Origin of the sequence: Nitrospirillum guanabarense (assembly GCF_034653355.1) — a bacterium.
GTDB lineage: Bacteria > Pseudomonadota > Alphaproteobacteria > Azospirillales > Azospirillaceae > Nitrospirillum.
Genome location: NZ_JAYEER010000001.1, coordinates 1,254,908 through 1,267,386, shown reverse-complemented (window position 1 = coordinate 1,267,386; position 12,479 = coordinate 1,254,908). Strand labels below are relative to the sequence as shown.

The window sequence follows — 12,479 nt, the reverse complement described above, 5'->3', positions numbered from 1 at the left end:
TTGGGAAATTTCCGTAAGCGCACTTCATGCCTCGTCGAATGCCGCTCGCGCGGCATGGATCGTGGCTTGGTTGGCTTCGGCCCAACGAATGACAGCGCCAAGCGCGGGCAGCAGCGACAGACCAAGAGGTGTCAGGGCGTACTCGACGGCCGGCGGTGTGGTCGGAAAGACCGTGCGGCTTAGCAACCCTTCGCGCTGCAACCCCTTAAGGGTTTGGGTAAGCATGCGCTGCGAGATATCGGCAAGCGCACGGCGCAATTCACCAAACCGATGCGGACGATCCTGCAGGGCAATGAGGATGAGCACCGACCATTTGTCATTGATATGGGACATGACGTCTCGGATCGGGCAGTTGTCCGGCGAAAAGCCTTCGGCGCGGATGTCGTCAAGTGATTTCAAGAACGGATCGGGCGGGGCTTTCGTGTGTCGGGGCATGGATGGTTCCCTCTATGTAACTATGGGCGAAAAAAGTGCCGCCTTTACAGTTAGCATAGTCAAACGGAATATTAGTTACGATTGTAGACCAGCAACCGGTCTGCATTCAACGACCAATTCGAATGCACCCAGACAGGAGTATCCAATGCCCCAACCACTTCTCGTGACCGGCGCCGGCGGCCAGCTCGGCCGCTCCGTCGTGGATAACCTTCTCGCGTCGGGCGCCGGCCACATCATCGCGACGACACGCGATCCTTCCAAACTCGCCGACCTTGCCGCAAAGGGGGTCGAGGTGCGCCGGGCCGATTTCGATGATGCCGCCTCGCTGCCCACCGCCTTCGCCGGCGCAGGGCGGGTGCTGATCATCTCAACGGACGCCCTGGATCGGCCGGGACGACGGCTGGAGCAGCACCTGTCAGCGGTCGCCGCGGCCAAGGCCGCGGGCGTCAAGCACCTCGTCTATACATCGATGCCGAAACCGGAGCCGGGTTCTGCGGTCATCTTTGCACCAGACCATTTCGGCACCGAGACGGCGATCAAAGAAAGCGGGCTCGGCTACACCATCCTGCGTAACAGCTGGTATCAGGAAAACCTCATGATGTCCCTGCCCAGCGTACTCGGCTCTGGCCTGTGGTTCACCTCGGCCGGCGCGGGAAAGGTCGCCCATGTGGCGCGCGAAGACGCCGCCCGCGTAGCGGCGGCGGCACTGGCGTCCGGCTCAGATGAAAGCCTGACGCTCGACGTCACCGGACCTGAGGCGCTGACGACGGAACAGATCGCGGCGCTCGTCTCCGACGTTGTCGGCAAGCCCATCCAGGTCATGCAGGTGACCGATGAACAGCTTGCCGGCGGTATGAAACAGGCCGGCGTCCCCGACTTTCTGGTTCCGCTGCTGGTCTCGTTCGACGCCAACACGCGCAACGGCGGCCTGACCCCGCCGACCGATACCGTCGAGCGCCTGACAGGTCTGCGGCCACGGCCGCTGCGGGCTTTCCTTGAGGCCGTCAAACCGGCGCTCGTCGGCTAAGGCGCCGAGCTGGCCTCCCACACCCGACAGGGCGGGAGGCCAGCTCAAAGGCCTGCCGTGCAACGAAGCCTGGAGAAAGGAGGCAGACGTGATGCTGCGCCAAAGAACCGCAATGCGTAGCCTTGTGAAGGCCTCCCTGGCCGCGATGATCATCGCCGGAGCTAATCTCGCCGCACTCGCCCGCGCCGACGAAACAGCCAGCAACAAGGCGCTGGTTCTCGCGGCGGTCAAGGCAGTGTTCATCGACCGCGACGCTTCCGCGGTCGATCGCTACTGGAGCCCCCGGTTACCACCTATGTGAAGGTCCGCCAAGACAAGCGCACCGTCTCGGTCGCCGTCACCATCGCCATGGCGGTCAACAGCGACGGTCGCCGTGAAGTGCTGGGCATGGACATCGGCCCCTCGGAGGCGGAAACCTTCTGGACCGACTTCCTGCGCAAGCCCAAACGCCGGGGGCTGAAGGGCGTCAAGCTGGTGATCTCTGACGCCGATGAGGGCATCAAGGCCGCCGTCGCCAAGGTGTTCTGCGCCACCCGGCAGCGCTGCCGGGTGCGTTTAGGCTCTGCGCAAACTTGGTGATGGGCAGATCACTTCTACCTTGGCGGCTTTCTTGCCGCCCCCGAACTGATAACGCGCCGTTTCGCTGAATTGGCGGAGTGGTTAGCGCAGGGACGGCTTCGCCTGTCCGTTGCGAAAGTGCCGCCGCTCGACCAAGCGGGCCAGGCGCATCGCCTGCTGGGAGGGCGGGGAACGGTGGGCAAGATCGTTCTGATTACCTGAGCGCGCATGCGATCACGTTACGAGAAGCCCGGCACGATCGCGCCGGGCTTTTTTTGACCACGCGAGCTAAGGGTCAGGCTGCCGGAAGGCCCCGCATTGCGGGGAGCCAGCACGCCAGTGACATGCGCGCCACTTTGCCCGCTCGCAGGTGGTACCTAGCGAAGAAGCGCATGGTCAGGTTGTCGCCAGGACCGAGCGAGGCAAAGGGAAAGTCTGGTCTCTCGATCCGCGCGGTGAAGGTTGCATCGAGCTCAGCTATGATCAGGTCCCGGCTCTCAAGCACGGCGAGCGGAGTCAGCGTTTCGTCAACTCCATGATGAACGAACTGCAGCATCCGCAGGAAGTCCGCTGAGGTGGCGAAGCTTTGGTCCGGCCCATCGATCACCGCATCGGGGTGGAAGAAGGTGTCGATCAGGCGGGCGTCGTCGCCCAGGTTGTAGGCCGCGAGGTAATCTTCGTATTTCATGAAAGTCTCCGACAGTTGTTCCCGGTCCGGGCGCGCAGCGCGCCGCCAACGCCCGAAAACGGGAATTTTTAAAATGGGTCAGTATTTGAAGGCGGCGGACGGCGAGGCGGTCCAGTAGTTGGTGTCCAGCAGATTGGGACCGAGAGCCGCACCGTCCAACGGTCGTCGCTGCGGCCGCCATGATCCATGTAGTTCCCCTTCCCTAGGTACCGGAACAGGCTGTTCGAGCAGCTTCCGTTCCTCAGGTCCCCCGGTCGCAACTCAATCGCGCGCATGAATGGTTCCCGGGGTATGGACGTCTCAGCCGAGGCTGGCAACGCCGCCATCGATGACGATCTCCTGGCCGAGCATGTAGCCTGCCTCGTCGGATGCGAGATAAAGCACCGCCTGGGCCGCCTCTTCCACCGACCCGGCGCGCTTCATCGGCGTCAACTCGGTCAGCGACTTCAGAATCTCGTCCCCGCCGAAGTCCTCCCCACCGCCCGGCGTGCGGGACGTCAGCGGAGTGGCGATCAGTCCGGGGGTAACCGTGTTGACGCGAATGCCTCGGGGTAACAGCACTGCTGCCAGCGTGCGTCCAAGATGCCGCAGAGCGGCCTTGGTAATGCCATAGACGCTGAGTGCGGGATTAATCCGAACCCCGGCCAGCGAGGCGCACAGGACAATTGCGCTACCGCGAGGCATATGAGGCGCGATCTTCTGCACCAGGAAGAAGTTGCTCTTGAGGTTGATGGCGAACAGGCTGTCCCACAGCGCTTCGTCCACGGTCTCGAATGGAGCGACCGAAGCGATGCCGGCGTTCGCGTAGAGCACGTCGATCCGGCCCAAGGCGCCTACCAACTGATCCACCAGCCCTGCGAGGCCCGCGATGTCGGCCATGTCATACTGGATCGCAACGGTGTCTCCGCCAATCTCGGTCCTGGCTTCTTCCAAGGTCTTCGCATTACGCCCTACGATCGCGACGTGCGCGCCTTCTGCCGCGAAAGCCTTGGCGGTGGCGAGGCCAATGCCACTGTTGCCACCCGTTACGACAACGTTCTTGCCGCCAAACCTGGGATGCATCTCTACTCCCCTTCTGAATGCTGCGGAACGTTCTGGCGCGCCGAGCAGCGCGCCAGCGACGCTCACCACACGCCGTTGCCGTGCGGCAGGTCAGCAGGGAGATCCTGACCGATGTCCCAATGCTCGGCGATGCGGCCATTCTCGACGCGGAAGCGATCCACATACAGGCGCGGCGTCGGGTTGTTCTCTTCCTCCACACGAACGAAGAAGATTACATTGTCACCATCCACGAACACGTCGCGGATCAGTACCTTGGCGTTCTTCTGGTTTTGCTCGAGATAGCTGATGAAATTGAAGACGCCCTCGTAATCATCAGCCATGGGGATGCTGCTGTGCTGGATATAGCGATCGGCGATATAATTCTTGATAATGCGCGGATTTTTCTCGCAGATCACCTTCTCGTAGAATTCGACGCAGAGGTCGAATTCTTCTGCTCCTGCTCTGTACGGCTCATTGTTTCTCCCTTATGTTTTTTTATATCTTTATGAGGACGGTATCCAGCTGCCATGGAAGCCGATTGGCATTCGGGCGGGCAGGTGAATGGTGGCGAGCGGCGGCGCGGTGATGTCGCGCGCGTCAAGGACCTGCAGGTCGGTCGCGCCGCGGTCCGGATCGGAGGCTGAGAGCAGGATGTAGCCATCGTCCTCCCCCTTCGCCGGGCTTGTCGGAGCGAAAATTGGCTCGCCGATGATAGCGCGCTCCCGGTAGAGCCGCTCAGTCGATGTGCCCTGGTCGAGATCGTACTTGATCAGCCGATTGCTGCGCGCATCCGGTGCCACCGTTTCGTCGCGCGCGATGAACGAGTCTGCGAGATCCTCGTTCGACATCATATAGACATAGCGGTTGGGCCGCCCGGTGAAGACATCGTTGATGCGCGGGAACTCCTGGTGGCGGACGTCGACCACCTCGCGGGTAACGGTGCCGCTGTCGAGATCGAATACAAGCTTTTCGAAGCGCGGCGCGCCATTGTATTCGACCGACCCAGGGTACGTGGCGCACATTCGCGGATGTGTCACTGCGTAGAGCACGACAGTATTGCCGACTTCGAAGGCATTCGCGGTGTGGAAGATCCACAGCGATGGCACGTCGAACCAGCGGATTTCGCTAGCTGCGCCGTTGATCGGCAACAAGCCGATGCGAGGTTGATATTCGGGGTCCCAACGATAGGGGATCAACGCGCCCGATGCCGCCACAGACGGGTCGAACCCGACTTGGAGATCGTAGATCAGGACGTAGTTTCGGGTCAGCGCGAAATCATGGATCATCGGGCAGTGCGGGACGTGGACATGCTCCACCCTTGTCACCCGCCCTGCGGCCGAGACCACGATATGCTGCACCATCGGCATTCCGGGGAAGTAGGCCACGCCGTGCATGTCGCCCGTGTCCGGATCCCAGTGGGGGTGCGCGGTGAAGCCGCCCGGAAGCGTGCCCTCGAAATCCCAGGTGCCCACCGTGCCCAGATCGCCGTCCAATTCGTAGGGCAGCGTCCCGATCTCGACCAGCGCGAGCGTGCGCCCAGCATGGCCAACCACATGCGTGTTCACCGGAACGTCCATGCCGCCATAGACCGTGGCCTTGCGCGGCGGTTCATGCAACTGGCGGGTGACGGCGGCCTGCCGTACCCAACGGTTGCGGTACCATTCGGCCCGGCCGCCCCGGATCCGCACACCGTGCACCATGGCCTCGCCCTGAAACAGGTGATGGCGGCTACCCTGCGCGGTGATTGGGTTGGGGCCGTTACGCAGGAAACGGCCATCCAAATCAGCCGGAATCGAGCCCGTAACGGCTAGATCGAACGCTTCGATCTCCCCTTCAACCGGCTCGTAGCCATTCATCAGATAGCGATTGCCTTCCGGCACAATCCGGGGGTTCATTACGCATTCTCCTTTGGGGCGTTTGCATCGCGACCTGCTCCAGTGATGCCGCCGAGGCCATGGAGCGGTTTGAAGCGGTTTTCGGGGTCGTGGTGATGGCGCGCGGCCTGCAGGGAGCCAATGGCGGGACCGAGCTGACGACGCCAGTCGTCAGCACTGAGCCGCAGGGCACCAACCTGCGGGTCGCCGAGCCCGTCGAGCTCCAGCGCGAGGTCAAACAGGCGCCGGTTGCGGGCTTCGCTTGCGGCTAGAGCCGCGGTACTGGTGTCGGTCTGGCACGGGAACGCCGAAGCAATGTAGGTAACCCCCTGCCCACCCCAACGCTGGCCCATCTGGCCTAGGCGAGACACCGGGACCGGATACAGTTCGATTACCCCCGCCGGCCCCATCTGATCGGCTGGAAAGCTGCTCATCAGTTCAGCTGCATAGCGGGCGGCATTGGCAGCGGGGATGAAAGCGGTAGCCCAGGGATGAACATGGGCGTCGTTGCCGCGATCACAAGGGAAGGCGGGATTTAGCTCGAGCCGGTGCAAGAACTGCCCCAGCGACAGCCGGTCCACCTTTGTTGTCGGCAACGCCAAAAGCGCAGGTAATGCCTTGCCGATGGCCTTCGAGCCCGCGGGAACCACTGCCTCGATACACGGCGTCCAGCCATAAGGCAGCGGCAGGATCCATCCGCCAAGATGCCATAGACCCGCCACATCAAGCAGGGCCAACTGATCGGCGACCATCGCTTCTGCATCACGATAGAACAGGCGGTAGCAGTCCACCTCCGCCGGAGCATCAACCAGCTTCAGGCGCAGCCGGGCAATAACCCCGAACTGCCCTGCCCCGCCCTTCACCAGCGCGAACAACTCGGCGTTTTCGTCGGACGAGCAGCGAACCATCGCACCGTCGGGCTTTATCACATCTGCCCACAGCATCTGCTCGCAGATCATGCCTTCGCGAAAGCTTGTTCCGCCCAAGCCCCCGATGGAAACGGTGCCCCCCACGGTCAGACCCATATAGTCGGGTAGCACCGCGGGAACCTGCCCCGTCGGCAAGGTGCCGCGGATCACTTCGCCCCAGGTGGTGCCCGCCAGCACGTCACAATAGCCCTCGCCCACATGATCCACACCGACAAGCCCGGACAAGTCGAGGAGAAACCCCTCCTCAGCGAGGGTCTGACCATTGCAGGAGTGGCCCAATCCTCGGACCGCCACCTGAAGCCCGGCGACCTGCGCCTCGGCTATGGCGGCACAGGCCATCTCGGCGCTCGATACGCTCCGCACGATTGCCGGTTCGGCCCGACGCATACCGCCGAAATCGCGCGCGAGGTCTCCACCTCGCAAGGCAGGTTGCTGGCTCACGGTTGTGTTTCCTGTACTTGTGGCAGCTGCGTCGCAGCGGGTCCGATAAGCCGCGGCAAGTCAGAGCTGGATGATGACCGACTTGAGTTCGGTATAGGCTTCAAGCCCTTGGCGAGCCTGTTCGCGTCCAACGCCCGACTGCTTGTAACCGCCGAACGGCAACGCGGCATCGAGCACGCCGTGACAATTGCCCCAAACGGTGCCCGCCCGGATCTTCGCCGCAAGCCGATGCATGACTGAGAGATCGCGCGTCCAGATGCTCGCGCCGAGGCCGAAAGCAGTGTCATTGGCCGCGGCGGCAACCTCGTGGAGATCGTCAAACCGCTGCACCACGACGACAGGACCGAAAATCTCCTCACGAACCACACTCATCTGCGGGTTCACGTCGGCCAGTACGGTCGGATTCAGATAATAACCTTCGGCTGCGGGTGCATCGCCCCCGGTCATCACGGTAGCCCCGGCCCGACGGCCTTCATCGATATAGCGCAGCACCCGCTCATGCTGCTCACGCGAGACAACGGGACCCATTCTGGCGGTCGGATCGAGTGAAGGCCGCGGAGTCCAGTCCCTGCTTGCGTCAACCACACCATCAAGGAACCGATCGTAGATATCCCGATGGGCAAACAGACGCGAACCCGCGACGCAAACCTGACCGGCATTGAAGAAAATTGCCCCGGCGGCCCCGGCAGCAGCGCTGCCCAGCTCTACATCGGGCATCACGATGACGGGTGATTTGCCGCCGAGTTCCAGCGTGACCCGCTTGAGCGTGTCCGTAGCCGTGCGGTTGATGATCTTGCCGACCTCGGTCGATCCGGTGAAGGCGATCTTGTCCACCAGCGGATGACGGACCAGCGCGTCCCCTGCTATCCGGCCATCGCCTGTGACCACGTTGACCACACCAGCGGGGAAGCCGGCCTCCAGCACCATGTCAGCCAGGCGCAGCGCCGTCAGGGATGTCTGCTCGGCGGGCTTCAGGACCAGCGTGCAACCGGCTGCCAATGCCGGTGCGATCTTTAACGCCGCCATCAGCAGTGGAAAATTCCAAGGAATGATTTGCCCGGCCACCCCAATCGGTTCCCGCCGAACATAACCGTGAAAGGCCCCCGTTGGGGCAGAGAGAGGGTCGACCACCTCACCGGAGATCTTCGTCGCCCAGCCTGCCATATACCGCAATTGCGCCACCGTACCGGGAACATCGACGGCCGCCGCCATCGCGCGCGGCTTGCCGTTGTCGATGGCTTCAAGTTCGGCGAACTCGCCCGCGTTCGCCTCGATCAGATCGGCCAGCCGATTGATCGCCGCCTCGCGCCGGATCGGCGGCAAACCTGACCATCGGCCATCGTCGAATGCGGCACGGGCCGCACGAACGGCCCGGTCAATGTCTTCGGCGGTCGCATCGGCAATGTGCCCGATGATCTTCGAAGTGGACGGATCGATCACCTCGATCTGCGCATTGCCGGTGGACTCCACCCACTCATTACCAATGAAATGCGCTGGCCTGCGGCCTAGCAGGCGGTTCACGGCGGGCGAATAAGCAGGCTGTGTCCAGCCCTGAAGTTCAACGGGTCGCATCGGGCCCCTCCCAGCATTCTTGTCGGCTAGGATTTCCCATACGGCGCGGTGTGGCAAAAGCCGCGGATGCGTGATGCAAACCATAAGCAAGACTTATGTGCATGGCCCGGCTTGCCTCGGCGCACGAAAGAGGGAACAACGAATACTGACGTCGAAAACGATGTAGGGAGGGAGGAAGCATGATGGCGACGAGGGATCGCCCTGGCGGGCACATCGACGCGGACCGAGATCGGAACGACTTGTCGAACTCACTGTCGCTGTCCAACCGCGAATTGCTCATGCGGCTGCGGCGAACGAACCTCAACCTCCTCCCGATCCTGGCCGCCGTACTGGAAACGAGAAGAATTGGACAGGCGGCGCGGGAGCTGAACCTCACCCAGCCGGCCGTGAGTCAGGCGATCCGGCAGCTAAGGACAATATTTGGCGATGAGCTGATCGTTATGGCGGGACGCGTCCCGATGCTCACCGAAAGAAGCGCGGAACTGATCGGCCCTGTAAAATCGCTTTTGGCGGATCTGGATGAACTGTTGTCAAGTGCCAGACCTTTCGACCCTATGGTGGAATCTATGACGGCGCGGATCGTGACCGCGGACTATGTCAGCGCTATCCTGACCCCGTGGATGATAGAGATTTGCGACGCGTTGCACGCCCCTCACCGTATTGAATTCGTCGGCGTGGACATCAAGCGCATGCATGACCTGTCACAGATGGACCTCGTTATCCTGCCGCGGGCGCTTTCGCGCCACCTGGGCAAGACGCATGGTTCGCTCGAGTTGCTCGACGACCGCTTTGTCTGCATCGCGCGCGCCGGCAGCTCTTTGCCCGAGACTCTCGGTGCCGACCGCATCCGCTCGTTGCCGCAGTTCAAATTTTCGATGGACGTCCACTTCCCCAGCAATACCCATCATTTGCTAACGGCCGCAGCCGACCTCGAGAACGATGCCGCATGGGCATTCGAACACTATGCAGTCCTCGGCATAGCCGTCGCGGAGTCAGAGCGTATCGCCGTAGTACCGGAAATGCTTGCCAAATGGCTTGGCCGCCATGCACCGTTGCGGATCATAGAAATCGACGGAGAGCCACGCAAATTTGGTCTCGACGTAGTCTGGAGCCCCGAACTGGAGAGCCAGCGCGGCCATCGGTGGCTCCGCTCACTAGTGATGCGCGCGGCACAGCGGGCGCAGCAGGCACTAGCTTGAGCCTCGCAATTTTGCCAAATCGAGTGGAGCATCGCGCTAACAATTTTTCTTTTATACCCGCTGTGTCCACCCCAAGGGGCGCATTCCAATCGCGGAAGCGGCGACGCGGCCGACGATGCGTTAGGCCGGATACGTTGAAGCAGACTGAGAAGCAGACTGATCAAGGCTGGATCGTCAAACCACCTGTGGACGGGGCGGGCCATACGTTCACAGGCCGTGGTGATGCCGGCGATCCCACAGCCGACGATGACAAGATCGTATGTCTCGTTGGTGTCGGAAGCCCGAGCCAGCGTCTTGTCAAACTCTTGAGCCCGGATACCGGTGTGGGCGGCGTTGACGGCTTCGGCCGTATTGCCGTTCGACAGCGCGTAGTCGCCAATTCCACCTGGCCCTGTCCAACCCGGCCCCCAACCCGGCCATGTTCAGACCCGGTGTGACCTGAGCCTGCGCTGGACGAGAAAGAGGGGAGCGGAAGCCCCAGCAAGACCGCCCCAGCGCCGACCAGGGTAGACCCAAGAAAACCCCTCTGAGCGATCGGGACGTTCATACCCAGCCGCTCGGCCTTCTTTTTCTTCGATCCTATCGACCGGCGATTTCAGAAGATCATGAACCACGTCTTTGTCCGTACGCTGCTCTCCCAGAGCCTGTTCGAATTCTTTAGAAATAAGTTACATAATCCACTTTCAGTGTGCGGATTGTTATCGCGCTATGTTACCCGCCCTATCGAAAGTGGAACTAGGCCCTAAGTCGTAGAAATTGAAGCCACACTCAGCTCAACCCGCTATATCGGCCGTCGCCATATAGCAATGCACACCTCGCCTCCCCCAGTGCGACCCGCAGCACGCGTCCGACCACGATCGTATGAGTGGCATGCGGATAGAGACCCTCGACGGCGCAGAGCAGCGAGGAAGCCGCGCCGGCCAGGATCGGAACGCCCTCCTCCGTTTCGTCCCAGCCGCCCACATTGAACCGTGCATCGCCATCCTCTGCCGGGGTGCCGAAACGGTTGGCGACGTCCTGATGGCCGGGAGCGAGCAGATTGACCGAGAAGATCTGCCCATGGCGCGCCAGTGCCGGATGGGTCGCCGCCCGCTGATTGACGCAGACCAGCACCGAGGGGGGCGCCATCGACAAGGAGGTGACGGCGGTGGCGGTCATGCCGAACCGCCGGCCCTCGCTGCGGGTGGCGACAATATGAACGCTCGCCGCCAGCCGCCGCATGGCCTGTTTGAAATCTGCGGAAAGCTCTTCCGCGCTCACAGGCCATTCTCCTTCAGGAAATCATCGAACCGTCCAAAGCCGCCCTCCTGAAGGGTCTGCATATGCTCGCGGGTGAAGTTCTTCGCCTGGCTGCCGAGATAGAAGCGCTCATAAAGCTCGACCCGGCTGCCAAGCGCGGATCCGGCAAAATCCCAGGCCGCGCGAAACACTTCGGCACGCTCGCGCCCCGAGATACCCTTGGCGCCCGGCATATAACGCTCGAGCAGCGGGCCGATGGCGGGATCGTCAAATGCTTCGACGCTGGCGGTGGCCAGCAAATTGTGCGACCCCAGCCCCTTGATGATCTCATTGACCCGGATCATCCAGTTCGGCATCAGGGCGCGGATCGCGCGCACCGGCCGGTCGTCGAGGAAGAAGGCGCCATTGCCGTTATCGTGCGCGCCGGCCTCGGCGGCCGAAATGGCCGCCCTGGTCAGTTGGGCATAGGACCAGATTTCGCCCAGCACGATGGCAACTTCAGGCCGTGTATCGGCGTTCATCACCTTGGCCATGCGCACGCACATGTCATAGGCGAATTCCAGCTTCACCGCCGCGCGGATGGCCGTCTGCTGGAACACATTGGCGGCCCAGCCGGCGCGGCGCAGCCCGTTATACATGTCGATGTCGCAATCGATGAACAGGCGCTCATACGGCACTTCGACTTCGTCGAAGATCATGTAGGCGTCCTGCTCGTCGAAACGGCTGGAGAAGGGCCGGTCCCGGCGCGAGCCTTCCGCGCCGCAATGGTCACGGCATATGGTGACCAGCCCCTTTGTGTTCATCGGGATCGAAAAGCAGATGGCGTATTCCGGCGACGTGCCGGGCGGAAGCGGGCCGGCCGGGTAGACGAACAGCTCGTCGGCGAACGGCCCCAGGGTGGCCAAGACCTTGGCGCCACTGACGACCACCCCGTTCGATGTCCGCTTGACGACGCGAGCCGCCAACTCGGCATTGAGGCCCGAAGTTTCACCCACGCCGCGATCGATGGCCGGCTGAATGATAGTGTGGGTCATAGCCAGGTCGCCCTCGACCACTTCGCGGTAGAATTTGCGCAGGCGGTCGGCCGCGGTGGCGTCGCGGCCCTTGGTAAATACGTCGGAGCGACCGACGAAGCCGGCCAGCGTCACATTCACATAATCGGGGGTACGGCCCAGCATGCCGTAGGAATATTGCGACAGACGCTCGAAACAGCGATGCCGCCGGGCCAGATCGTCGGCGTTCCGCGGCACGATCAGGCTGGCATTCATCAGCTTGCCGGTCTCCGGGTCCGGCACCAAGCACTCTTCGGCGAAGCGGTTCTGCCAATCGAAATAGCCGGCCACGCCCTCCACAGAACCTCTGAAAGCCGGGTCGGTGGCGACATCGACTTTCCGATTGCCGACCCAGACATTGCGGTCGTCGGCCAACCCGGCCTTATATTGAGATCCCGTGCGAACGGCCATTTCTCTCCCCTTT

General features: G+C 62.3%; 12 protein-coding genes and 2 pseudogenes. 5 read left to right on the top strand and 9 right to left on the bottom strand.

All coding sequences use genetic code 11. The annotated features are described in order from the left end of the window. Positions 1 to 24: 24 nt before the first annotated feature. Positions 25 to 435, bottom strand: a complete 411-nt coding sequence (locus UAA55_RS05245; protein WP_322951600.1) for a winged helix-turn-helix transcriptional regulator — start codon at positions 433 to 435, stop codon at positions 25 to 27. A gap of 145 nt (positions 436 to 580) precedes the next feature. Between UAA55_RS05245 and UAA55_RS05240 the strand changes: the two genes are divergently transcribed. From UAA55_RS05240 to UAA55_RS31185, 4 genes and pseudogenes are all read left to right on the top strand, one after another. Then, positions 581 to 1,462 carry an SDR family oxidoreductase gene (locus UAA55_RS05240; RefSeq protein ID WP_322951599.1) on the top strand — a complete coding sequence of 294 codons (882 nt, stop codon included), beginning with the start codon at positions 581 to 583 and terminating at the stop codon, positions 1,460 to 1,462. Positions 1,463 to 1,553: 91 nt separating this feature from the next. Further along, positions 1,554 to 1,763: a hypothetical protein gene (locus tag UAA55_RS05235; protein ID WP_322951598.1), complete on the top strand. Its 210-nt coding sequence runs from the start codon at positions 1,554 to 1,556 to the stop codon at positions 1,761 to 1,763. After that, positions 1,754 to 2,014 (top strand): annotated as a pseudogene (locus tag UAA55_RS05230) (transposase); the annotation flags it as partial. The gene UAA55_RS05235 and the pseudogene UAA55_RS05230, both read left to right, overlap by 10 nt. A gap of 72 nt (positions 2,015 to 2,086) precedes the next feature. Then, on the top strand, positions 2,087 to 2,242 hold the full coding sequence (locus UAA55_RS31185) for a zinc-binding dehydrogenase (protein WP_416235167.1): 156 nt from the start codon (positions 2,087 to 2,089) through the stop codon (positions 2,240 to 2,242). Between the two features lie 73 nt (positions 2,243 to 2,315). On the opposite strand, the gene UAA55_RS05225 is transcribed toward UAA55_RS31185, so the two are convergent. The 6 genes and pseudogenes from UAA55_RS05225 to UAA55_RS05200 all read right to left on the bottom strand — a co-directional run bounded on the left by UAA55_RS05225 (position 2,316) and on the right by UAA55_RS05200 (position 8,565). Beyond that, positions 2,316 to 2,708, bottom strand: coding sequence for a nuclear transport factor 2 family protein (locus UAA55_RS05225; RefSeq protein ID WP_322951597.1), 393 nt, complete (start codon positions 2,706 to 2,708; stop codon positions 2,316 to 2,318). A gap of 300 nt (positions 2,709 to 3,008) precedes the next feature. Continuing rightward, the gene (locus UAA55_RS05220; protein WP_322951596.1) at positions 3,009 to 3,770 is read right to left on the bottom strand and encodes an SDR family oxidoreductase; all 762 of its coding nucleotides are present in this window, start codon (positions 3,768 to 3,770) and stop codon (positions 3,009 to 3,011) included. Between the two features lie 62 nt (positions 3,771 to 3,832). Then, a pseudogene (locus tag UAA55_RS05215) lies at positions 3,833 to 4,177 on the bottom strand (nuclear transport factor 2 family protein); the annotation flags it as partial. Positions 4,178 to 4,252: 75 nt separating this feature from the next. Further along, positions 4,253 to 5,644: a carotenoid oxygenase family protein gene (locus UAA55_RS05210; protein WP_322951595.1), complete on the bottom strand. Its 1,392-nt coding sequence runs from the start codon at positions 5,642 to 5,644 to the stop codon at positions 4,253 to 4,255. After that, positions 5,644 to 6,993 (bottom strand): FAD-binding protein, encoded by a 1,350-nt coding sequence (locus UAA55_RS05205; RefSeq protein ID WP_322951594.1) that lies wholly within the window; start codon positions 6,991 to 6,993, stop codon positions 5,644 to 5,646. The genes UAA55_RS05210 and UAA55_RS05205 overlap by 1 nt, the downstream gene beginning before the upstream one ends. 60 nt (positions 6,994 to 7,053) lie before the next feature. Beyond that, the gene (locus tag UAA55_RS05200) at positions 7,054 to 8,565 is read right to left on the bottom strand and encodes an aldehyde dehydrogenase family protein (RefSeq protein ID WP_322951593.1); all 1,512 of its coding nucleotides are present in this window, start codon (positions 8,563 to 8,565) and stop codon (positions 7,054 to 7,056) included. A gap of 179 nt (positions 8,566 to 8,744) precedes the next feature. On the opposite strand from UAA55_RS05200, the gene UAA55_RS05195 reads away from it, so the two are divergent. Continuing rightward, positions 8,745 to 9,764 (top strand): LysR family transcriptional regulator, encoded by a 1,020-nt coding sequence (locus UAA55_RS05195; RefSeq protein WP_322951592.1) that lies wholly within the window; start codon positions 8,745 to 8,747, stop codon positions 9,762 to 9,764. A 768-nt stretch (positions 9,765 to 10,532) separates the two neighbouring features. Here the strand turns inward: UAA55_RS05195 and UAA55_RS05190 are convergent. Beyond that, the gene (locus UAA55_RS05190) at positions 10,533 to 11,024 is read right to left on the bottom strand and encodes a flavin reductase family protein (protein ID WP_322951591.1); all 492 of its coding nucleotides are present in this window, start codon (positions 11,022 to 11,024) and stop codon (positions 10,533 to 10,535) included. Continuing rightward, positions 11,021 to 12,466: a 4-hydroxyphenylacetate 3-hydroxylase N-terminal domain-containing protein gene (locus UAA55_RS05185; protein ID WP_322951590.1), complete on the bottom strand. Its 1,446-nt coding sequence runs from the start codon at positions 12,464 to 12,466 to the stop codon at positions 11,021 to 11,023. The genes UAA55_RS05190 and UAA55_RS05185 overlap by 4 nt, the downstream gene beginning before the upstream one ends. Positions 12,467 to 12,479: the final 13 nt, after the last annotated feature.